Origin of the sequence: Paraflavitalea pollutisoli (assembly GCF_029360705.1) — a bacterium.
In the GTDB taxonomy this organism is placed as follows: Bacteria; Bacteroidota; Bacteroidia; order Chitinophagales; family Chitinophagaceae; genus Paraflavitalea; species Paraflavitalea pollutisoli.
In genome coordinates, this window is sequence record NZ_JARKMX010000008.1 from 1,823,923 (window position 1) to 1,846,935 (window position 23,013).

At 52.5% G+C, this 23,013-nt stretch carries 15 protein-coding genes; 6 read left to right on the forward strand and 9 right to left on the reverse strand.

Annotation, left to right across the window (positions count from 1 at the left end; genetic code table 11):
- The first annotated feature begins 51 nt into the window (after window positions 1-51).
- Window positions 52-498 carry a hypothetical protein gene (locus P2W70_RS21005; protein WP_276483488.1) on the forward strand — a complete coding sequence of 149 codons (447 nt, stop codon included), beginning with the start codon at window positions 52-54 and terminating at the stop codon, window positions 496-498.
- On the opposite strand, the gene P2W70_RS21010 is transcribed toward P2W70_RS21005, so the two are convergent.
- Window positions 499-2,007 (reverse strand): clostripain-related cysteine peptidase, encoded by a 1,509-nt coding sequence (locus tag P2W70_RS21010; RefSeq protein WP_276483489.1) that lies wholly within the window; start codon window positions 2,005-2,007, stop codon window positions 499-501. It lies immediately after the preceding gene.
- A gap of 18 nt (window positions 2,008-2,025) precedes the next feature.
- On the opposite strand from P2W70_RS21010, the gene P2W70_RS21015 reads away from it, so the two are divergent.
- Complete coding sequence (locus tag P2W70_RS21015; RefSeq protein ID WP_276483490.1) at window positions 2,026-5,019, forward strand: ligand-binding sensor domain-containing protein; 2,994 nt, start codon at window positions 2,026-2,028, stop codon at window positions 5,017-5,019.
- A gap of 158 nt (window positions 5,020-5,177) precedes the next feature.
- Here the strand turns inward: P2W70_RS21015 and P2W70_RS21020 are convergent, their stop codons facing one another.
- The 8 genes from P2W70_RS21020 to nudK all read right to left on the reverse strand — a co-directional run bounded on the left by P2W70_RS21020 (window position 5,178) and on the right by nudK (window position 16,739).
- Window positions 5,178-7,700, reverse strand: a complete 2,523-nt coding sequence (locus tag P2W70_RS21020; protein WP_276483491.1) for a TonB-dependent receptor — start codon at window positions 7,698-7,700, stop codon at window positions 5,178-5,180.
- 139 nt (window positions 7,701-7,839) lie between these two features.
- The gene (locus tag P2W70_RS21025; RefSeq protein WP_276483492.1) at window positions 7,840-10,158 is read right to left on the reverse strand and encodes a TonB-dependent receptor; all 2,319 of its coding nucleotides are present in this window, start codon (window positions 10,156-10,158) and stop codon (window positions 7,840-7,842) included.
- Between the two features lie 137 nt (window positions 10,159-10,295).
- Window positions 10,296-11,525 (reverse strand): PepSY-associated TM helix domain-containing protein, encoded by a 1,230-nt coding sequence (locus tag P2W70_RS21030; protein ID WP_276483493.1) that lies wholly within the window; start codon window positions 11,523-11,525, stop codon window positions 10,296-10,298.
- Window positions 11,526-11,755: 230 nt separating this feature from the next.
- The gene (locus P2W70_RS21035) at window positions 11,756-12,025 is read right to left on the reverse strand and encodes a hypothetical protein (protein WP_276483494.1); all 270 of its coding nucleotides are present in this window, start codon (window positions 12,023-12,025) and stop codon (window positions 11,756-11,758) included.
- A 19-nt stretch (window positions 12,026-12,044) separates the two neighbouring features.
- Window positions 12,045-12,236: a hypothetical protein gene (locus P2W70_RS21040; RefSeq protein WP_276483495.1), complete on the reverse strand. Its 192-nt coding sequence runs from the start codon at window positions 12,234-12,236 to the stop codon at window positions 12,045-12,047.
- Window positions 12,237-12,327: 91 nt separating this feature from the next.
- Entirely contained in the window at window positions 12,328-13,083 is a 756-nt protein-coding gene (locus P2W70_RS21045; protein ID WP_276483496.1) for an SDR family oxidoreductase, read from the reverse strand.
- Window positions 13,084-13,248: 165 nt separating this feature from the next.
- The gene (locus P2W70_RS21050) at window positions 13,249-15,879 is read right to left on the reverse strand and encodes a sigma-54-dependent Fis family transcriptional regulator (RefSeq protein ID WP_276483497.1); all 2,631 of its coding nucleotides are present in this window, start codon (window positions 15,877-15,879) and stop codon (window positions 13,249-13,251) included.
- A 284-nt stretch (window positions 15,880-16,163) separates the two neighbouring features.
- Window positions 16,164-16,739: a GDP-mannose pyrophosphatase NudK gene (gene nudK / locus P2W70_RS21055; protein WP_276483498.1), complete on the reverse strand. Its 576-nt coding sequence runs from the start codon at window positions 16,737-16,739 to the stop codon at window positions 16,164-16,166.
- 295 nt (window positions 16,740-17,034) lie between these two features.
- On the opposite strand from nudK, the gene P2W70_RS21060 reads away from it, so the two are divergent.
- From P2W70_RS21060 to P2W70_RS21075, 4 genes are read left to right on the forward strand one after another with little or no spacing between them, the layout of a single operon-like run.
- On the forward strand, window positions 17,035-17,730 hold the full coding sequence (locus tag P2W70_RS21060) for a YoaK family protein (RefSeq protein ID WP_276483499.1): 696 nt from the start codon (window positions 17,035-17,037) through the stop codon (window positions 17,728-17,730).
- Window positions 17,727-19,994 (forward strand): histidine kinase dimerization/phosphoacceptor domain -containing protein, encoded by a 2,268-nt coding sequence (locus P2W70_RS21065; RefSeq protein ID WP_276483500.1) that lies wholly within the window; start codon window positions 17,727-17,729, stop codon window positions 19,992-19,994. Before P2W70_RS21060 ends, P2W70_RS21065 begins: the two co-directional genes overlap by 4 nt.
- On the forward strand, window positions 19,987-21,369 hold the full coding sequence (locus P2W70_RS21070; protein ID WP_276483501.1) for a sigma-54-dependent transcriptional regulator: 1,383 nt from the start codon (window positions 19,987-19,989) through the stop codon (window positions 21,367-21,369). The genes P2W70_RS21065 and P2W70_RS21070 overlap by 8 nt, the downstream gene beginning before the upstream one ends.
- Window positions 21,370-21,395: 26 nt before the next feature.
- A complete protein-coding gene (locus tag P2W70_RS21075; protein WP_276483502.1) occupies window positions 21,396-23,012 on the forward strand; it encodes a sigma-54 interaction domain-containing protein in 1,617 nt (538 codons plus the stop codon).
- Window position 23,013 lies beyond the last annotated feature (1 nt).

A 23,013-nucleotide genomic window follows, 5' to 3' on the forward strand; every position in this document is an offset into this window, starting at 1 on the left:
GCAGGCGGCATAACTTTACGGTATTCATCACAGTAAATAAACCAAACACACATGTCTATCACCAAGAAAAACGCGGTATTCTTTGCAGGCGGTAAGAAAGTAGAGCTGGAAATCAATGGCACCACCGCGAAAGGAATGAAACTGACCAGGAACGAAGCCGACGGCTCCTGGAATCTCTCGCTGGAGTTATTCATTTCCCCCGCAGAGGCCACCAATGTGATCAGTAAATTTGCAGACTTCAAAGATGCCAACGGCGTCTCGATCGAAGATCCGGTCCTGCATGAAAAACTGTTTCCCAATCAGATCTATTTTGAAGCTTTTAACCCGGCAGGCCAATCCATCGATATCCCTTTCAGTGAGGGCAAAATGCTTGTCAACCAGGACAAAGAAGATAATGACGGCGGCAGTGGCGACATCGTCATTACCCTCTCCCCCCTGGGCGGTGTTGGCAAAACACAAAACATCAAAACACAGAATCCCATCGTCGGCCCTATCTGATCAACCAAATTTTCTGATATACTGACCGAATACCTGTCCGTAGGCGCTATTGACCACAAAATTGGGAACAATTTGCTGCAGGCCATTGGGATTCAGAATTTCACGGAATACCAGGTTACCCTCCTTCGGTGCAGTATGCGGAAACCAGATACCCAGTCCGGTAGGCATGGTGGCAGCCAGTCCCTCGTCGACGTAGAAAAAAGCGGTTTTGTACAGATCTCTGCCGGTAAAGTGAAAGGATCTAACCTGGGCAAGGCTTTCTAAAAGATCTTTGATAGGCATTTCCAGTGACTGCAAAGCTGGAAATGCCTTTATTTTTTCAAGCCAGTAGGTCAACAGAATGGGCAGGTCGACGATCTTCACCTCCGGCAAACTATGTTGCGCATAATTGTACACCTGCCGGTTGGCAACCCGGAGACTATACAGCACAAACGGATTGTTCATCAACCCGGCCACCTGCCCGAGCAGGGAAGCAAACCTGGCCTGGATGTCTTCGAACTTGTCTTTGTCCAGCTGCACGGCACATACCTTCCAGGTACTATGTATATCTCCGAAATACGCCCGGTGCGTGTCCTTGCGGTCGTCTCTCGCCGCTTCGAGAAACAACTGTGCCACGACATCCGTTTCTTTTGTAGGCATTGCGGTCAGTTCCTTGAATACAAAGCGATAGTCATATCCCGGATGGCAGATACCCGTCAGCGGCGCCACCAGGTAGTCTACAGCTTCGCGCAACTCGTATTGGGTAAACAGATTTTGCATCAGGCAATTGTACATCACCAGTATATCGAGTTTGCTACCATTGTTGCTCTTATCGAACACGCTGCGCAAGGCCTCGCTCAATTCGATATTGGTCAACAGGTTGAATTCATCCTGCTGTTTTTCAACCTCCTTCATACCGTTCCCGCTTGCCGATAATTTGAACAACAGCCGATCGTCGGGGTTCCCATTGAATCCTATATCGAACCTGGTAAAGGTCTCCATTTCTTTGGTGATCGAACCTGGCTGTATAACCGGATCAGATTCATCGATAACAGAAGAAACAGCCTTATTCGAATCATCTTTGGCGCCTGCTTCCGTGATCTGCCCCAGCGGCAGGTAGTTGATACCAAAACAAGAACCATGACCAGCTGTGATGACGATATGTTTTTTCGCAGGATAAGCGTTCACCAATGCCCGCAAAATGTCGGCAATACCATCTTTATCGGATAACAAGGCGAGGTTAGCCTGCGGCGTGATCAGCCAGTCAGTGATCTTATTCTCCACCTTTTCACAAATACAGATCCTTTGAATAATCTTGTTTTCAGCCGTTTTCCCGATCCGGGCTTCTACGATAAAAATTTTTATCTTGTCCGAGAACGCGCTATCTTTAATAGCACTAAAGAAGCTATTCTTCTGTCGTTCCATCTTCACGTATCCTGGGTTATCAGCCTGATTCTCTATATCATAACATGAGTTATTGTAAAACAGCGCTACTACAAGCCATTCCAATTGCGTAGATGTGTCTCCCATATTATTGTTGTTTTATTGTTGACAAGCATACAAATTGCAAGCAGCGCCCAGCAAACCGTTTTCCGCAACATCAACACCTACACGCAAAAACAGGGACTGAGCAGTCCTAATATCAGCAAGATCCTGCAAGACAAATACGGCTACCTGTGGATCGCCACACAAGACGGGCTCAACCGCTTCAACGGACGAACCTTTACTATTTACAACAAAGACCTGCATCCCCAAAAGCAGTTACTGACCAATACCGTCAGGGAGATCCTGCTCGCCGACGATCTGCAAACACTGTGGGTCGTTGGCAGCGATGGAGGTATCAGTACCATCGATCTGGCTACGGGCGACGTAACCCGCAACTATCCATACGACAACCTCGACCTGCGCCAGGAATGGCGCATCTGCGCTACCCTGTACAACGAAAAGATGTATATCGGCACCTCCGCAGGACTGGAAATATTTAATACCCTTACTGGTCACTTCGAAGCCGTCCCGGCAACACTGACAGCACTCTTCCGCAGCCTCAACTCCACAGAGATATGGACCATAAGCACGGACCACAACGGCATTTGTTGGATTGGCGTCGCCAAATACGGGCTACTCCTGTACGATACCAAATCGCAACAACTACTCAAAACAATCAGGGCCGACACCTTTCTTTCAGCCAATGACGCCGGCAACTTCTGGCCCAAATCAAGCGCCTTTACCAGCGGTGATACGTACTGGCTGGGATCAACACAGGGCCTCTTTCGCATCCGGTACGATCGCCACTACCGTACCTCCGCATTACCCGCTACCATACCATTCAGCAGCCCCTCCACCACCAGCACCATCACCGAACAGGTCTTTACCGGTAAAGAGGGACAACTCCTCATACCCGGCTCCTCCCTCCACCAATACAACCCGCATACACGTTTCCTGCAAACCCTGCAACCAGCCGACCAGCAGTATAGTTCATGGTTGATGAACACCACCTATATCTTTGAAGACAATCAATGCAATATTTGGGTAGGCTGTAAACAGGGGCTCGCACTCATAGGTCCCGAACCATCCCCCTTCCTGCCCACGCGTAACGGAGAACATTACCAGAACAAGTTGGGTCACGTATATGCCCTCCAACCGCTCGCTCCGGACAACATGCTGGCAGGTACCGAAGATGGATTGTGGCAGGTGCGGGGCCAACAGATAACGCTGCTGTATGGTCAGGGCCGTGTACAAAACATATTTCACCTCACCCCTACCGACCTGCTCATTTCCGGCAAAGCGGGCATTCGGCTTTACAGCAACAACCGCGTGTTACCCGTACATGACCAGTTTCTGGAATTCAAGCCGTATGCTCAATGGCAGTTCAACAGCATCGGTCACCTCAACGACTCCATGGCCCTGATCGGCACAGAATCCAACGCCGGCGTATTATTATGGAACAAACACCGGCACCAACTGACCCACCTCCAAAAAGCCTCAACTTCCGACGCAATTCACCTAACCACCAACAACGTCAACACCATATATATCGATCGACAACAGCGGGCCATCGTCCTCTCCGATTATTCCATTGCCATTTATAACCCCGCCGACACCACCTTCAAAACAGTACTGCTACGCGATCCACGCACCCAACAACCCATGGGCGTCTTTATGGAAATAACAGAAACAAAAGATCATTACTGGATCAGCGCTTACAGCCATGGCCTGCTGCAACTGAATAAAAACTGGGACCTCATACGGAAATATGGATTGAAAGACGGTCTGACCAATACCGGCGTATACGAGCTCTTCAATTACAAAGACTCCCTGCTCTACCTCACCAGCAACTTCGGCATCACCACCTTTCAGGTGGCGAATAAACAACTTAGCCAGTACTACGAAGAAGACGGCCTGCAACACAACACCTTCGAAGAAGCCAGTGGTGTCACGTACAACGGTCATTTCTATGCTGGCGGCTCCAATGGGTGGGTAGAAATCGACCCGTCACAATTAGCCGAACCCATCACCATACCAGCTTTGAGCTTTACCGGTATTACCCTGCAACAATCCGGCAACAGATTCATCGACACCGTCAACCTCGCAGCAAACACCTATACCATCGGCAACAATGTGCTGCAAACAACCGTGCACTTCAATGGTTTGAATTATATAAATCCTCACCGCGTACATTATCAATACAAAATAGCTGAACTAAAAGACGAATGGATTGACCTGGGAACACAAAACTCTATACAACTGCTCGGACTATCACCCGGCACCTATCACCTGCAGGTCCGCGCCGCCAATAGCGAACCCAATTGGAGTCAGCCACGCGAACTGGTACTTCGTTTCGAACCACAATGGTTCCAGACCTGGTGGTTCCGCGTACTGGTTTCCTTCCTCATCGCCATGCTGATCTACCTGGCCTACCGATACCGCCTCTACCAACTGCAAAAACAACAACATATCCGGAAAGAGATCGCCGCCGACTTACACGACAACCTCGGCAGCACACTCAATAGCATCAAGATATTCGCCAACCTGGCACTCAATAAAATACAAACGGAAACCAACCTGCAGCAGATCGTAAAAAGCATGGAGCAGGCAACAGCCGAACTCCGCGATATGTTATGGGTACTCGACGACAACATGGATACCGTCGACGAGTTGATCACCCGCCTCAACCAATTTGCCGCACCGGTATCAGCCGCCGTCAATATAGAAACGAGCATCAAAACATCTTTCGAAACCGGTAAGCGGCGACTCACCAAAAAAGAAAAGAGCAACCTGCTCCTGATCTGTAAAGAGGCCATCAACAACAGCATCAAATACTCGCAGGCCACCCACATCAATATCCTGATATCCAGCAAGGGCAACCAGCTACAGGTACTGATCACCGACAACGGAACCGGCTTCAACCTCGAGACCGTCAAAAAAGGATATGGCTTGCAGAATATACAATACCGGGCGCGGCAGATCCGCTACCAGGTCAACCTCAATACCATGCCGGGAGCAGGAACCCGGATCGCCGTATCACAAACACCCGTTGCCTGATGCACACCAGCGCTGTAAATCCGCCGTAAAGATCAATGGTTCTACCCGGATGCGTACGGGTGTTTTCACCCCTTATTGCAATAAAAAACACCGGCGAGAACACCGGTGCCTGGTAATCATTAGCATGGTCCAATGCGGCAGAAGCCACTGATCTTAAATCAAAACTTCACGGCGATGGTGCCGATCAACTGACGCCTCATCTGAGGAATATAGTTACTCCAGCCCATCCAGTATTCTTTATCAGTAATGTTATTCACTTTCACACCCAGGCGGTATCGCTTTGTATCATACGTTACGTGCGCACCGATCACGGAATACGCCGGCAGGATCAAAGCACCATCAGGATGCTGGTTCACGGCATTCGCCTCACCCGCATAGTTGGCACTCACGCCAATGCCAAGTCCCTTCAACGTATTTTTGGTAAAGGTGTAGTTGGTCCAGAAGTTAGCCGTATTGCGCGGACCGGTACCTACCGGGCGCAACCCTTCCACATCGGCATCCGCCTTTACATACTTGCTGTCGTTGTAGCCATATCCAAACAGGATCGTCCAGCCTATATAAGGGTTCGCCACGATCTCCGCCTCGATACCCTTGCTGTGCTGCTCACCATCCTGGATATTGAACATCGGATCGCTCAGGTCCATACGGATCACGTCTTTCACCTTTACATTATAATAACTTACACTACCCGTCAGCTTGTTCTTGAAGAGGTTGTACTTCGCACCAAACTCCACCTGATTGGCTTCTTCCGGATTGAAAGGCTTGTTGTTCTTGTCACCACCAAACTTGTTGGTAAAGCTATTCTGGTAGTTGGCAAATACGGTCAGCTGTTCTTTCAGTGGCATCAGGATCAACCCCACCTTGGGCGACCACTTCGTTTGCCCCTGGTCCATGATCTTATTCTTGAAATGATCCACCCGCACACCGGCAGATACGATCACATAGTCGGTAATATTCGTCACGTTGTTGATATACCCGCTGTACACGCTCGACTCCTGGTCATAAGGCAGCGTACCACCTGGGCGCGTCGCAAACGCATTCAGCACGTTCTCTTTGTTAAACTGGTTCATCTTGGGCGACTGACCGTTGATGTCTACGATATCAAAAAGGTCGGGGTAAGGCACCCCATACAGACTACCATAGTAGCGGTTGTAGATCACCAGCGAACGGTAATAAGCAAAGTCGAAACCGGCTACGGCGCGGTTGCGCACCTTACCCCACTGGTAGTCAGAACTGAAGTTCTGCTGGAAGTTGAAGGTCTTCGTACTACCTACGGGATTCCACACCATGCGGCCCAGGCTATCATGCCCTGGCGTTCCGAAATTGGGCACCCCTGTTTGCAGGGAGTTGATGAAGTTGCCGACATAATTGGGAATCAGGTATTGGTAAGATGTATAACCACTGTTGTGACTATTGCTGTACGTGATCACCGACTGCGCATTCCAGTGGCGGGAAAACTTATAATTCACCTCTCCAAAGAACGCATTCGACTGCGTAGTAGCATAGATATCATCGTTGAGGAAAGAACGGTCATAGCTGGTTTTGAATTCATCCACCCGGTCCGTACCAAAGGCTTGCTTGAAGGTTTGCGGCGCTTGCGACATGATCGCGTCCACCTGGGCAGGCGGCAGCATCTGTCCCAGCATTTGCCGCAAGGGACCGTTCACCATACTGGGCGTCAGCACAAATAGGAAATTACCGCCGTTGCCATTGCCCTTGGAGCCTACGATCTCCGCATCCACATTCACCGACAGCTTGTTATTGGGTTTGTATAAGATAGAGGGAGCAATGATATAGCTGCGTTGAAAGCCCGCATCCTGCCAGCTATCCTGGTTCTGTCCGGCCACGTTGATCCGTGCCGCCAGTTTGTCTTTGGTGAGCACAAAGTTGGCATCGGCAGAAGCCCGGTAAAAATTATAGCTGCCATACGATACATCCGCATAACCACCTTCCTTGAAATAAGGCTTCTTGGTTACCCGGTTGATCAACCCGCCATACGATGAAATGATGCTGCCAAACATAGTGGCCGATGGGCCCTTGATTACCTCGATGCGCTCGAGGTTGGCCATCTCTACGTTGGTATTGACGATATTGGCCACACCATTGCGCACCTTGGTAGACGTTTGAAAACCGCGGCTCACGAAGAAAGACCCACCATCCGGACGGCTGGTAGCGTCCCACAGCTTCGTTACTCCGGGGGCATTCTTCATCGCATCTTCCAGCGTCATGGCATTTTGCTTGCGCAACACCACGCTGGAAATGGAATGCACGATCTGTGGCGTCTCCAGGTTGCTCAGCGAAAGTTTGTTGGAGGTAGACGCGGCACGGTTCATGATCTTGCCGGTCTCCACGATCACCTCTTCCAGTTGCTTGGTCTCTGGCGTGATGCTGAAATTCATTTCTACCGGCGACTCTCCCACCGTCACCGACTTGGTTTCCCGGACACTGCCGGTAAATGACACCTGCACCGTATAGGTACCCGCCTTGAGGTTACGAATGGCATACACACCGTTTTCATCGGTTTGCGTACCGATACGCGTATCCACCAGGGTAATACTGATCTGGCCAAGGGGCAAACCATCGGGCGTGGTCACCTTACCGAAAAGGCCGCCCTTCTGGGCAAACGAAGAAAAAGAAACCAGGAGCGTGAGGCACAAGAGGATTCGCTGAGCGCGGTTCATATTGCAGTTAATATTTAGGGGCAAAATTGAAACGATTACTCGCTCAATCCTGCCCCTATCTGGAAAATCCATTTATGAGATCGGGAAATTGACTGTATGCCATTCCCTTGTTGCCTACGTTGCCTGGATGCCTCGGTGCCTAAAATCTATACCCCACACTCCAGTTCAGCCTGGCACCATTGCCCTGTACATACTCCAGGTCCTGCACACGGTACTGGCTGCGTGGCGGATAGTAAGATTGGTTGAATACATTCTCCACACCCATGGTCAGGTTGAATGACGAGTTGATATTCCAGCCCGCATTGAAGTTGAAATAAGTGACATCGGTGACCGGCCCTTCACTCAATCCATACACCCCATTGCTGCGCTTCGCAAAGCGGTCGCGGCTACCGGTGTACACCATCGAGAACTGCAGGTTCACGGCCGGGATCGGCAGGTAGTTGATATAACCTGTACCCTTGGGTGGCATGATGCGCTCACCGTTCATGTACACCTTGCCGGTGGCGCTTTCCGCTTTACCTTCCACATACGAGTAGCTACCACCCACCTTGAGGTTTTGCAGCACCTTCACATCAGCCACCAGTTCGTATCCCCAGATACGCTCCGGCTCACGCTGTGTTACAAAAATACCACCTTGCTCTACCAGGTTGGCGCCGAGCTTGGAAGTACTAACAAAGTACGCGCCGGTAAAGCTTACTGGGCCCAGCTGGCTACTGAAGCCTGCTTCGTAGTTATTGGTAATGACCGGATCGGTGGTGATCTGATCCAATGTATTTTCCGTGGCCGTACGCAACACACGGCCCAGTTCATTCAAACCAAACGCCTGCGAGAAGCTCACAAACGGACTGAACGCTGCCAGCTTATTGTACCGCAAGCCAACATTGAACATGGTCGCATTGTAGTTCAGCGTTCCGCCCTTGATGGCAATACTGCCTTGACCGTTGGGCCCCTTGGCGATGGTATTGAAATCCTTGACCTTGATGCGGGCATTCTCGTAACGAATACCGCCCTTCAGTACAAAATCAAACAGGTCCACCTTCAGCTGCCCAAAAGGCGCCAGGTTGGTCATATTCATATCCGGCACAAATACCCGCCCGTCGGTCAGCACCTGGTTGGTTTTATCTTTCAACAGGTCGGCCCCATAGGTGAGGTCAAAACCAGCTTGGTCGATCTTCCAGGGTGTGCTCAGGTTGGCACGCACCCCTTGCTTCCAGGATTGGATATACGTTTGCCCCGGACCGTACCAGCTGTTAGACTTCTCCACATACCGGTTCAGTGACTGAAACTTATGATCATACAGCAATACTTCCAGGTTCGTTCTGCCGGGCAGGTTATTCACCCGGTAACTGAGGTACATATTGTGACTATGCGGCGTACCGGCAGGCTCACCGGGATCTACGCCGGGCACACCGACAGCGGGGTATTGATCATACTTACCCGCCTTGTTGATATACTCAGCATGTTGTTTACTTTGAAAGAAATTGAAAGAGAAGGTCAGCGATTGGTTGGCATTGATCTGGTAACCCAGTTTACCGAAGCCGTTGAATAAGCGGGTTTCGCTCAACCCGTCAGCCTGTGCAATCACGTTGCCATCGGCATCTTTCTGTACGCCCGTGCGCTCGTACACGCCACTCACGACATAGGAGAATTTGTTGACCATACCATGCAGGGTCTGCGACAATCGATAACCGAGGGTATTGTCGCTATGCGTCAGGTTACCGGTACCACCCACGCGCGTTTCCCCGCTGATGGCCTTTGAGCCATCGGGCTTTTTGGTGATCATATTGATGATACCACCGCCCGATCCGTTGCCGTAGATGGAAGTAGCCCCTTTGATCACTTCGATCCGCTCGATCACCGCCGGGTCGATCGACCGCAGGTCACGGCTGCCATTCATCAGCGGCGTTGACTGGGGTATACCGTCGATCAATACCAGCACCGAACGGCCGCGCAAGGTTTGGCCCGAGTTCGTGGCTTTATTCGTAAACGTACCCAGGCCAGGTACGGTATTACCGAGAATAGAGGTAATCGAAGAATTGATCGCCGCCTGTTCGCGAATTTGCTTCGCGCCGACAATCGTCACCGAAGAAGGTACATCGCGGATGCTTTCTATCTTACGGCCGGCCGTGACCACCACTTCGTTCAGCACGCCATCCGCCGCCAGCGTGAGGTCAATCGTCAGTTCTTTACCAGCCTGCACAACTACCGTCACCGTACGGGTAGCATAGCCCGCCACACTAACGGTCAGCGATTGCTTACCGGCCGGTACATTCAACAAGATAAAACGACCCGCATCGTCCGTAGTGGTCGTAGCGCCTTTTTGCAAAGCGACCGTTGCAAGGGGCAATACACCACCCTGCTCACGCAGCACATGGCCAAGCACAGAACCCACGTCCTGCGCCTGCGCAACAACAGTCAAAGAGAACACTCCTAAAAACAACAAAAGCATGCGGTTCATACTACAGTATTTATAGCGATCAGATGATTACAACGTTCTTCCAGTATCAGCTGGAGCTTACCAGGTACGCACGGACAATAATATCCTCCCCGCTCCCCAGGGAGCAGACGCACCAGAACAATAGCATAGAGCAATCTTTAGTTGGCCAACTCAGCCGACTGGGGCAGCCTGACAGACCGTACCGCTTTGAGCGCGGGTTTTCGTTGCTTCTTCTTTTTCCCCCACCAGATGTAGAATCCGGTAATGGGCAGCGAAGCCGTTACCAGGGCAGCCAGGAACACGACCAGGCGCAGGGGAACACCACCGATCATACCGGTGTGGATGTCGAAGGTCAGCCTGTTGGCGCGGTCACCGCCATTGGCAGTGGCATAAGGACCACGGGGGCCGTTCGGGATCTCGATCCCGGTATATTGATCAAAACTGAGATAGTCTGCGTTGTAGAAGCGCTTCGTTTCGGGAAACATCCGCACCGTGATCACCCCGGTAGCCGCTGGAGGCAACTGGTATTGCAGTTTGCCGGCATCGGGATAGCGCACGACCATTTGCGCCGCGATCTTGTCGAGCGGATTGTCTGCCAGCGCTTGCTCAGGCTTCACCGACTTGACCTTGTCGGGCGCCGGGAAACTTTTACCGCCACTGAACAACCAGTATTCGGCATCACGCACCGAATCGAAGGCCCATACCAGCCCGGTCAGTACGGTAAACAACATGACCCAGGAAGCGTAAAAGCCGAGTACATTATGGAGATCGTAATTGAGTCGTTTGGGAGAAGCGTTCAATTTTACTTTGAAGCTTTGCTGACGGATGGCCTTGGTCCACTTACGCGGCCACCACATGATGAGGCCGGTAATGATGATGACCAGGAAAATGAGGGAAGCGGCAGCAATGATGCCGGCGCCATACGGATCGGGCAGCCAGAGGTGCATATGTCCATTGAGCACCTGGCGGAAGAATTCGCGGTCCATGTTCTGCACCCGGATCACCTCGCCCGAATAGGGATTCAGGTAAACGATATAGTAGTAACCGGCCTTGGCATTGTTGAAACTGACGGCCACCGAGTGGTCGCGACCGGCAAAACTGATACGGGTAGGCTTTTTACCGGGCATTTCCGCTTCGGCGGTGGCCTTCAACTGAGATAGTGGGGCCAAAGGTTTTTCCTGGGGCTGCACGTGCAGGTGATCGTACAACGCCTCCGACAACTCAGGTTGCCAGGCGTAAATGGCGCCAGTGAGGGCCACCACGACAATAACCAGCCCGGAAGCCAGTCCCAGCCACAGGTGCAGCCAGCCGGCCAGCTTTTTAGCGAGCCCCTTCGAGTCTTTCCCAGCCTTCTTTTTACCCGAAACGGAATCCGTCTTACGCAACATAGCCATGCAATTGAGGCGCAAAATTGCCATTTCATACCCAAAACCGGATGCCGGATGCGGAAAATCTCCCCGCAATCCGGAATATTTTCCGCCGGGGCAACCCTTTGAGCCACAGGACCGTAGCTGCCGACGCTCGAAAACCTTTTACCAAAAACGGAAACCCGTAAGAAATGCCGGATAGAAGCTCTCCATTGGCGGAGCCCTTTGCCAATGGAGGGCCGAAATTTCCTCTATGCTGCCTGAGGCCCTTGCGGCTTGCCTTCCTCTTCCACCTCGATTACTTTCACGCCATTGGGGGTAGAAATAGCATACACCACTTCACCAGCCTCCGGTTGATCAGCCGGACCTACGTGTACCCGCTGGTCCACGTGCAGGTCCGGATTGATCCGCAACTCGAGGTTGTTGCAATACAGACAGAAAGATTCATCGGGTAATTCTTCTGCGTAACCTTCGTTCCGCAGCTCATTCACCGCGTCGGATAGTTTATTATAGTGCTTCATAATCGTTATATGGAGAGGTTTACAAAAGTTCGTCGCGCTCCTGGTTCAGCTCGGTATAATCCCGTTGCCGGTCTTCTTCCCGAAGGGCATCATCCAGGAACTCGCCGCCCTCATTGGCGGGCAGCTCTTCGCCGTGTAAAGGATTCACCGCAGGGCCTTCGGGCTTGGGGCCAAACGGAGGCCAGAAAGAATGCATCAGGTAATGAAACATACTGGTAGATTTTAGATGTAAAGGACTAAGGAGAAGAGTCTCTCTGGCGCAGGCACGCCTGCATGCCGCCCTGCGCCCGAAAGCAAGTCTTTTAAGCAGGTACAGCTACGCTTTCCAGCCACTGATCGAAGGATACAGCACCGATCTTCGCTTCACCGGCAGGCACGTTCTCGCCCTTGTTATTGATGGCGCCGAAATAATTGCCTTCATTGTTGGGAACCACTTTGCGGGGATCGTTGAGGTGGGTCAGGTAACGACCTACAAACTTGTCCATGGTATCACGATCGGGACCGGCTATATCATAGTGGCCGTTTACCGGAGCAGCCAGCGCAGCCTGGGCTACAAACTCAGCTACATTTTTCGCCGCGATAGGTTGGTAAATAACCGTAGAGATCTGCACTTCATTGTCTTTCGTGTATCCCTGCGCTACAGCAGGTGTAAACTCCATGAACTGGGTGCTGCGAACAATGGTATATGGCACGCCCGATTCCTGGATCAGTTTTTCCTGGGCCACCTTGGCGCGCATATAGCCGCTCGCCGGCATCAGGTCCACCCCGACGATGGATAAAGCGACGTGGAGTTTCACACCCGCATTTACTTCGGCGGCCAGCAGATTCTTGCCGGCTGTCTGGAAGAAGTCCATCACGGCTTTGTCTTCAAAAGAGGGAGAATTGGCGAGGTCGACGACCACATCGGTTCCGTTCATGGCTTCTGCCAGTCCTTCACCTGTCAAAGTATTGATACCGGTAGAAGGAGAACCTACGATCACCTGGTGACCTGCTGCGCGAAGATGATTGACTACCTGGCTGCCGATGAGGCCCGTGCCTCCGATAACTACGATTTTCATGATTTGCATTTTTTGTTGAGTACCCTATATAAGGCCAACGACATGCCAACACATCAAACCGCTATTAATCAGTAGATTACCAGGAAAGGCCAGTATTATTATTCACGAAATACAGTGAAAGCACTAGCTTATTCACTAAATAGAATGAGGAAAATAAGAGAGGCATTAAATGTAATAGTCTGCCTTTGTGATACCGAGCTTCTTCATCTTGGAGTGTAAGGTATTGCCCGGCACGTTCAGCACTTCGGCAGCACCACCCGCCCCCGATATTTTACCCCCGCAACGGCGCAATACTTCGATGATATAGCTGCGCTCCACCTCCTCCAGCGTACGGTTGCCCAGAATGGCCGGCTCCGCTTTGTCGTCTGAAGCGGCGTGCCGTGGCATATCGATCTCCTGCAACACGGCATCTGTCGATAACAACACCGTTCTTTCCAGGAGATGCTCCAACTCCCGTACATTACCCGGCCAGGTGTAGCTGCGCAATTGCTGGATCACGCGTGGGGCGATCTTACGGATCTTACGGCCCGTATTCTTGCAAAATTTATCGACAAAGAAATAAGTCAACGGTTCAATGTCCTCCGCACGCTCCCGCAGCGGCGGCAACTCGATGGGAAATACATTCAGGCGGAAATACAAGTCGGCCCGGAAACGACCCGCTTTCACTTCCTCTTCCAGGTTCCGGTTCGTCGCAGCGATCAGGCGTACATCCACCTTGATGGTTTGCTTGCCCCCTACCCGCTCTACTTCCCGCTCCTGGATCACCCGCAACAACTTGGCTTGCGACTCCAGCGGCAACTCGCCGATCTCATCCAAAAACAGGCTGCTGTGGTTGGCCAGCTCAAACTTACCGATGCGCCGGTCGATGGCCCCGGTAAAGGCGCCGCGCTCATGGCCAAACAACTCACTTTCTACCAGGTTAGCCGGCAATGCCGCACAGTTCACCTTCACCATCAGCTTGTCCTTTCTTGGTGAGGCATTGTGCAACGCCCGCGCGATCAGCTCCTTGCCCGTACCAGTCTCTCCCGTCACCAATACGGTCGAATTGGAATCGGCCACGAGTGTCAGCAAGCGGAACACTTCCTGCATCTTCTCCCCACGGCCAATGATCTCCGAAAAATTATAGATGGTCTTGATCTGCTCTTTCAGGTAGTCGTTCTCCACTTCCAGCCGCTTCTTGTAAGCCAGCAAACGCTCATTCGCCTGTATATTGTCGATAGCAATCGAGATCTGCGCACACAGGCCTTTCAGTAACCAATCGCTCATCTGATTGGCCAACAACCAGAAAGTACCAATATTGGCATTGCGGATACGCAGCGGCATCGCATAGACATTCCGCAATCCGGTCGTTTGCCATAGCAAGGCATAACTACTGCCTTTTTTCAATTCCTCTTCTATACTGAAGACCAGCCCTTCTTCGCTGGCCAACACCAACGCATTGTAGTGTTCCGCCACGGTCACCGGAGCATCCCTCTTCCCGATAAACAACTGTTGGGCGGTTTCAAACAAACCCTGATCAAACATGAACGGGCTCATGTGCTCTCCATCTTCATCGATCACCCGCAGCATCGCGAGCCGGGTATGCAATATCTTATCCAGCACTTTGAAGATCGCTGCCTGCAGATCATCCTTCGAGCGAACCTGGGCTACCTCATTACTAAACCCCAATAAAAAGGCCTGCTCGGCCTGCTGACTGGCCACCCGCTCGTTGGCCAGGATATTCGCCATCGCCGTAGATATCTGGGCACAGATGCCCTGTAACAGCGGGATATTGATATCATCGATACCCAGCCAGAGAATACCCAGGTTGGTATCGCCGCTGCGCAGCCGGTTGCCCACGATGGTTTTATAGCCCTTCTTTTTCCAGTACGGCAGGTAGGATGATCCCACCCCACGCTCTATCTCCCGGTCTACGCTAAACAGCAAAGGAATATAACTATCCAGTACCCGGTTTTGCAAACCATCATTGACCTCAAAACTGGATTGCATCAATACCTGCACCTCCGGATCATCGGGCGAAAAGATAGTGGCATCAACGATATAAGGGCTCAGGGTAGTACCATCGTCATTGATCCGGCGAATGATATAGCCCCGCAAGGGATTCAGTTGACTGAGCGCAGCATGTACCGCTTCCGCCAATTGCTCCTTCGTGCGCACGCCGGCGATATCACTGCTCAGTTCCAGCAGGAACGATTTCTCCTGCTCTTTGCAGACCAGCTCATCATTCTTCATGATATTGGAAATAGCGCTCGACAACTGCGGCGCGATTCCCTTGATGATGCTGATGAACTCCGGCGAAAAACCATGGGCATACTTCGAATACATGTGCAGAAAGCCCATCGGCTTGCCCTGGTTGCGCAAGGTCGTCATCATGATCTCCTTCACCCCGGCATCATAGTTGACGCGCAGAAAGACCGGACTATCCGGTTGATCGACGATATCTTCCAACAGAAAACAGGCAGGGCCATCACTGGCCAGCACAGACTGGATAAACGGCTCCTTCAGGCTAAAATGAGTGACGACCAGCTGGGCATACCGTTCATCCGTGCGCAATGGCGAAGAAAGATGATCCAGCAGAAAGGGCGTATAAGTATCGTCTTGCAGATCGATCAGGCTGACGATGGTATGGGTAAATTCAAACAGGCTACGGATGCGCTGCGAAAACAGTACGATCAGGTCGTTCTTGTCACGCACACGCGTAATATCACTGCCAAGATCGAGCAAGATCTGCCTTTCCTGTTCCAGCGATTCCAGGGAACGTACAGGCGATGATACCAGCGGAGAGTTATTTGCCATGAAAAGTAGAGGGATCGTTTTACCCCGGCAAGTTAGGCAAATTACAGGGATGGATGGTCTGGCACCCATAGCAGGTTGCAGGCAGATTGCATTCCGGTAATTAAAAGCAGGAATTCGCAGACCAAAAAACAACGATCTTCGCTATAATGCATAGCAACAAACCCATGTTCTCAATGATTGCCAGCCTTACTTGGTTGCCTTCTCTGCCTGGTAACCTCGTTGTCCTGGCGTATGCCGGGATTGCCTTTTTACCGCGATGGCTTTTTGCCTGGTTGCCTCGATGCCTAGTTAGCTTTTAGCCGCAACTGCAAATGCTGCAACAGCATGATGGTTTTCGCATCGCGGATCTCCCCGGTGCCCATCATTCTGGTCGCTTCTGCAAAACCAATCTCCAGCACTTCGATATTTTCCTGCTCTTCCTCCAGTCCACCACCTTCATGCACCTTCATCGACGGATCATACTCTGCCAAAAACAAGTACAAGATCTCCGTCACCGAACCCGGGCTCATATACACCTCAAACACCTTCTCCACCTTCCCGATCCGGTATCCCACCTCTTCTTCCGCTTCCCGGCGAATACAGTCTTCCGCATTGTCTTTATCCAGCAAACCCGCGCATACCTCGATCAGCATGCCATCGGGATTGCCGTTGATATATGTCGGCAACCGGAACTGCCTGGTCAGCAACACCGTTTGCGCCGCAGGATTGTACAGCAGGATCGCTGCGCCATTTCCGCGGTCGTACGCTTCGCGGACCTGCACCTTCTTTTCACCGCCCGCCCCATCAATTTCATATGTGATCTTGTTCAGGGTATACCAATTGTTCGAAAGGACTTCTGTCTTAAGTATTTCAATAGCCATAGCCGCAAAAATCGTAAGCCGGCAGCACAAAACCATCCCAATAATGTGTGAAAAGCCGGTTTAACAGCATGGAACCGGGCATGCAAGCAATTAACCATCGCCCACCAGCCGGGGCCGCAGCTGCCTGATGGCCATCATAAAATTACGATATACCGTAAAGTCCGCGAAGCCAGACAAGCCACCAAACAACTACCAATCAAGCAATTACAACCTGGCCCCGAACTTGCCCTACCCATGTGCCAGCCAGGCAACCCGGACAGGAGAGTTACCAGGGCACTACCAGGCAAAACCAGACATGACAGAGAAACCACACAGCATACAAGGAGCCACCTTCCTGCTCGCATGGGTCGCCGGCTATTGCGACACCGCCACTTTCGTGGCCGGCGACTCGATCTTTTCGGCGCACGTAACCGGTAACTTCATCGTCTTTGCCGCACAACTCGTGCTGGGCACCCACAACAGCATATCCTGGCTCAAACTGGTCACCCTACCGGTATTCATCCTGGCCGTCATGGCAGGCGGCTGGATGGCCGATCGCCGGCAACACAAATACAAGCTACTCCTCGTTGAAGGCATTTTGTTGTTGATGGCCGGCGCAGCAGCCACCCTCCTGCCGTTCGCATCCGGCAGTTGGCAAAATACGGGCGCGTTTATCATCACCTTCACCACCGTCTTTGCGATGGGACTGCAAAACAGTTTTGGGCGATTATTCGCCCAGGAAACCCTTGGCCCCACCACCATCATGACCGGCAATGTTACCCAGACGGCCCTTGATCTCGGTAGCCTGCTGCGTAAAGGGAGAAGCAACAGCAGGGACGTCGCAGAAAGTCTTCGCAAACAATACATCCTGATCGGCGGGTTTCTGTTGGGCTGCGTTTGCGGTGCCCTCCTCGCCCACTGGCAGGGCCTCAGCGCCATCATCCTGCCCGGAGGCGCCGTAGTGATCTGTTATTTATCCGGAAACCCCGCCAATCTTAAATCAGCCGAATGATCCCGTGCCCAAGAACTGCCCTCACCAACCTGATCGCTTTGCTTTTTCTCGCGTTGCCACTGACCATGACAGCCCAAACAGCCGCCGACCGTACCCGCATCAGCCAAATCCTTCAAACCAGGCACGATGATACCGCCTGCATAAACGCCCTGTACCGTTTTGGCAACGAATGCCTCGACCGGTCTGGCACCCAAGCCGCCGACCTGCAGGCGGCCACCGCAGCAGCTGCCGAGATCAATGCGCTGGGCGACAGGAACGATGATCACCGATGCCATGGACTGGCCCACCTGCTACAGGCCAAGATCATGCGTGAAGCAGGCGATCACCCAGCAGCCAAAAAACACAGTGATGAAGCCATCCGCCTGCTCGACGCGTACGGTACCCTGGCAGAAAGAGCACAAGCCATCATTGAGCGGGGAGGTACCTTTACCAATGAACAGCAGGACCTGCCGCAAAAGATCGCCTGCTACCAGCAGGGAGCCACCTGGTTCAAAGAGGCTGGCGATACCCTGGAAGCCGCCAAGATCAATGAGTTCGTGGCAGACCTGTATACCTTGGGACGTCAATACCCGCGCGCCATCGAAGTAGGCCTCGAAAGTCTTACCGCTTACCAGCAGCTAAAATACCCACGCCTGCAGGGCGTCTATTCCATTCTGGGCGAAGCCTACCACGGCAACAACAATTTTGTACAGTCGCTACGCTACAACCTGCTCGCCGTGGAAACCGGCGATAAACTGCACGAGACGGGTCCGCTCATGGCCACTATACTCAACCGCGTCGGACTCAACTATTACAGCATCCGCTACTTCGACCAGGCCATGGACTTCTTCAACCGCTCCCTCACCTGCGCCAGGGCCAACAATGACAGTTCTGCCACCAAAACACTGCTGCTCAACATCGCCGATGCACTCAGCAATAAAAAAGAACTGCGCCGCAGCATAGACACCCTGGCCATCGCCATGCGATACATTCGTCCAGGCAATGAATACGAACGCGTTCAACCCGAGCTCATTTACCTGAAAAACTATACAGCCCTCGGAGAATACAACAAAGCAGCAATTCATTTTCACGAACTCGACCGCGCCATGAGCAACCCGGTATTCAGCGGCTCCAGCCGTCAGATCATACGCCTGGGCCTTATCAATTACCTGCAGGCACGCGGACGATACAAAGAAACGATCCCCTACCTCCACGCCTTCGAGCAGGATGAAGCACCCATCTCCCTATTGCGACGTGCCGACAGCAAATACCTCGCCTTCAAGACCGACTCCGCGCTGCACAATACAGCGGCGGCCTTGCAACATTTTCAGCAATACAAGCTCCTCTCCGACTCGCTCAACAGCAACTACCAATCACGCCAACTGGGAGTACTCCGACTTCAGTTCGAATCCGAACGCAAAGACCAGGACATCAAATTCCTGACACAGGAAAACGAATTGCAGCAAGCCTCCCTGGGCAAAGAAAAAGTAGTACGCAATGTGATCATCAGCGGCACCTGCCTGCTGCTCGTATTCCTGGCCCTGCTGTACAACCGCTACCGACTCCGGAAAAGAACTACCTTTGCACTCGAGCAACAGCAGAACGAGATCAACCACCAGAATGAGTTACTAAAAAAACTGGTGAGTGAAAAGGAATGGCTGCTCAAAGAGATACACCACCGGGTCAAGAATAACCTGCAGATCATCATCAGCCTGCTCAACACCCAGTCACAGTACCTCGACAATGCCGACGCGATCGCTGCCATCAAAAACAGTCAGAACCGCATGTACGCCATGTCGCTCATTCACCAGCAACTGTACCAGCCCGAAAACCTCGGCAAGATCGACATGAGCCGTTACATCACCGATCTCATCGGCTATATGAAAAGCTCATTCGATACAGCCGGCAGGATCTATTTCAGGATCGACAACGATCCCATACAACTGGACGTGGTTCAGGCGGTACCGATCGGCCTGATCCTGAACGAAGCCATCAGCAATGCCATTAAATATGCCTTTCCCGGCAGCCGCAAGGGCACCATCGAACTGGCATTGAAAAGTGAAGGAGATGCCTGGTGCAGCCTGCACATGGCCGATGACGGCACCGGCATGCAGGACCAGCCACCAACCGGCGAAGCACCATCCCTGGGCATGAGCCTCATGCAGGGCCTCGCCGAGCAACTCGATGCCACCTATGAACTCAGCAGCAGCGACCAGGGCGTATCCATCGACCTGCGCTTCCGTTGGCAGACCATAACAAACGAACCAGCGAATCATTATGAATAACAGCAAGGAAAAACTGCTTATAGTAGAAGACGAGTTCATCGTGGGCAACGACCTCCGCATGATGCTGATCAAAGGGGGACATGAAGTGGTAGGCATGGCGGCATCGGTAGAACAGGCCCGCAAACTGATAGAAGCCAAAAAGCCCGACTGGGTCTTGCTCGATATCGTATTGAAGACCCCTACCAGCGGAATCGAACTGGGTAAGGAACTGCATGCCCAAAAGATCCCCTTTCTCTATATATCTGCCAACACCAATGAGCAAACCCTCGAAGCCGCCAAAGCGACACAGCCCTACGGCTTCCTTGTGAAGCCTTTCCGGCAGCAGGACCTGTTCGTCATGCTCGATATTGCCCGCTACCGGTACGGCATCGAGAAAGGCACCATCAAAGAAGTGGCAGCACCCGCCACCACCCATACGCCCGTACCTGCCTACGACAGCAACGACCTCATTGGCAACAGCGCCGTCATACACGAAGCCCTCAACAAGGTCAACGCCGTAGCCCCCACCACCACCAGCGTATTGCTGCTCGGCGAAAGTGGTACCGGCAAAGAACGCTTTGCCGAAGCCATACACAAGCGATCCAACCGCAAGAACAAACCCTTTATCGTTGTCAATTGCGGCGCCATCCCCATCACCCTGCTCGAATCGGAATTGTTTGGACATGAACGCGGCGCCTTTACCGGGGCCAACCAAAAGCGGATCGGCAAATTCGAACAGGCAGAAGGCGGCACCCTCTTCCTAGATGAGATTGGCGAACTGCCGCCCGAAGCACAGGTTAAGCTGTTGCGCGTATTGCAACAGAAAGAGATCGAACGGGTCGGCGGCGACCGCACCATTCCCGTCGACGTGCGCGTAATCGCCGCCACCAACCGCCACCTCGAGAAAGAAGTAGCCCATGGCCGCTTTCGCCTCGACCTCTACTACCGGCTCAACGTATTCCCGATCGTATTACCGCCCCTGCGCGAACGCCCCGATGATATCCCTTCGCTGGTACAATACTTTCTGCACAAGTTCCGCGACAACTCACCCAAAGGAATACCCGCCGTGGGCCCACAGGCCATGCAGTCACTGACCCAATACAACTGGCCGGGTAATATCCGCGAACTGGAGCACGTCATCGAACGACAGGTCATCCTCAGCGGTGGCAACCCCATCGAGCACATCGAATTAACCATGGCCGATCAATCTGCTCTACCTACCGACACCAACCTTGAAACACTCGAGACCGTCGAACGCAACCACATCCTCAAAACACTCAAGGCCTGCAAAGGCCGCGTATCAGGTATGGGCGGCGCCGCAGAAATACTGGGCATACCCGCCCAGACGCTGTATTCAAAAATGAAGAAACTGGGAATTAAAACGGGTTATCTTTGACCCGCGTACCGTAACCAGCAGGACACATGAAGGATAGCAAGGAAATCACTGCCAACACCAAAGAACAGCAATACCAGTTGCTGCTCACCCTGGCCAACAACATAGCCGGTGCCCGCAACCGTGCCGATCTCTGGGAAATACTCACCGATCAGTTGCTGAGCACACTGCACGCCAGCTATTACACCGTCTGCCTCATCAACGACAACGACCAAACACATTCCCCCTTCCTGTACAGTACACCAGACAGCATACCAAGCGTGACCGGCGAAAGCCCCATCATACAAAAGAAACACGATTGGCACGATGGCATCTTCGATCGTGGCATCGCATCCGAAACACCCCTCATCTTCGACCTGGATGCCGTACTCAAAACGGGCAACGCTCCGCAATACGTGTATCATTGGTACAACAGTGGCATTCGCGAAATGGCCGTCGCCCGTATCATGCACGCTAAAGAACCCAAAGGACTACTTTATCTCTATGCCCGGCAAAAAGGTTCCTTCACGCGGGATCAGTACAACCTGTTGCGCGCCATCACCGACATGCTCGGCAGTGGCATCTCCAACATCCTGGCCAATGAAAAGATTGAAGCCCAACTGCAGGAGATCGACCAGTACCGCAGGCAACTCGAACAGGAAAACAACTACCTGCGCGAAGAACGCAGCAAGCACCAACCAGCTACCGGCAGCATGATTGGCCAATCAGCCGCCATGCAAACCATACAGGAATGGGTCAGCAAGGTATCCCCCACCGATACCACCGTCCTCATTTTGGGTGAAACAGGCACTGGCAAAGAGATGATCGCCCATGCCATCCATGCAGCCTCCTCCCGCAGCCAGCAGCTCATGATCAAAGTGAACTGTGCTGCCCTGCCCGCCAACCTCATCGAAAGCGAACTGTTTGGTCACGAAAAGGGCAGCTTCACCGGTGCCCTGGAAAGAAGGATCGGCAAGATCGAACTGGCCAACAACAGCACCCTCTTCCTGGACGAGATCGGCGAAATGCCCCTCGAACTACAGGCTAAAATATTACGGGCCCTGCAGGAAAAAGAGATCGAACGCATCGGAGGGAACGCCACCATCAAGGTCAATGTACGGCTCATCGCCGCCACCAACCGCAACCTGCAGCAGGAAGTAGCTGCCGGCCGCTTTCGCCACGACCTGTATTATCGGCTCAACGTGTTTCCCGTCGAATTGCCACCGCTGCGTCAACGTCGCGAAGACATCCCCCTGCTCGCCAATAGCTTTATGCAGCGCTTTGCAGGCAATATGGGAAAGCAACTCGACAGCATCGCGCCTGCGGCCATGAAAAAGCTACTGGCTTACCATTGGCCCGGCAATATCCGCGAGCTGGAACACCTGCTGGAACGCACGGTACTGCTGACCACCTCGTCCACCATCGAAGACATACAATTACCCGGCAATGCCCACGAACTATTGCCCGGTACTGCCGATCAGGTACAGTCGCTGGCCGATATGGAGCGGGAGTATATCCTTAAAATAGTAAGGTTATCCGGCGGCCGCATCTCTGGCCCTTCTGGCGCTGCCGCCAAACTACAATTACCCCATACTACCCTGATCTCAAAAATGCAAAAGCTCGGCATCCGGAAAACACACTTCCTCGACGGAGCACACAATGACTAAC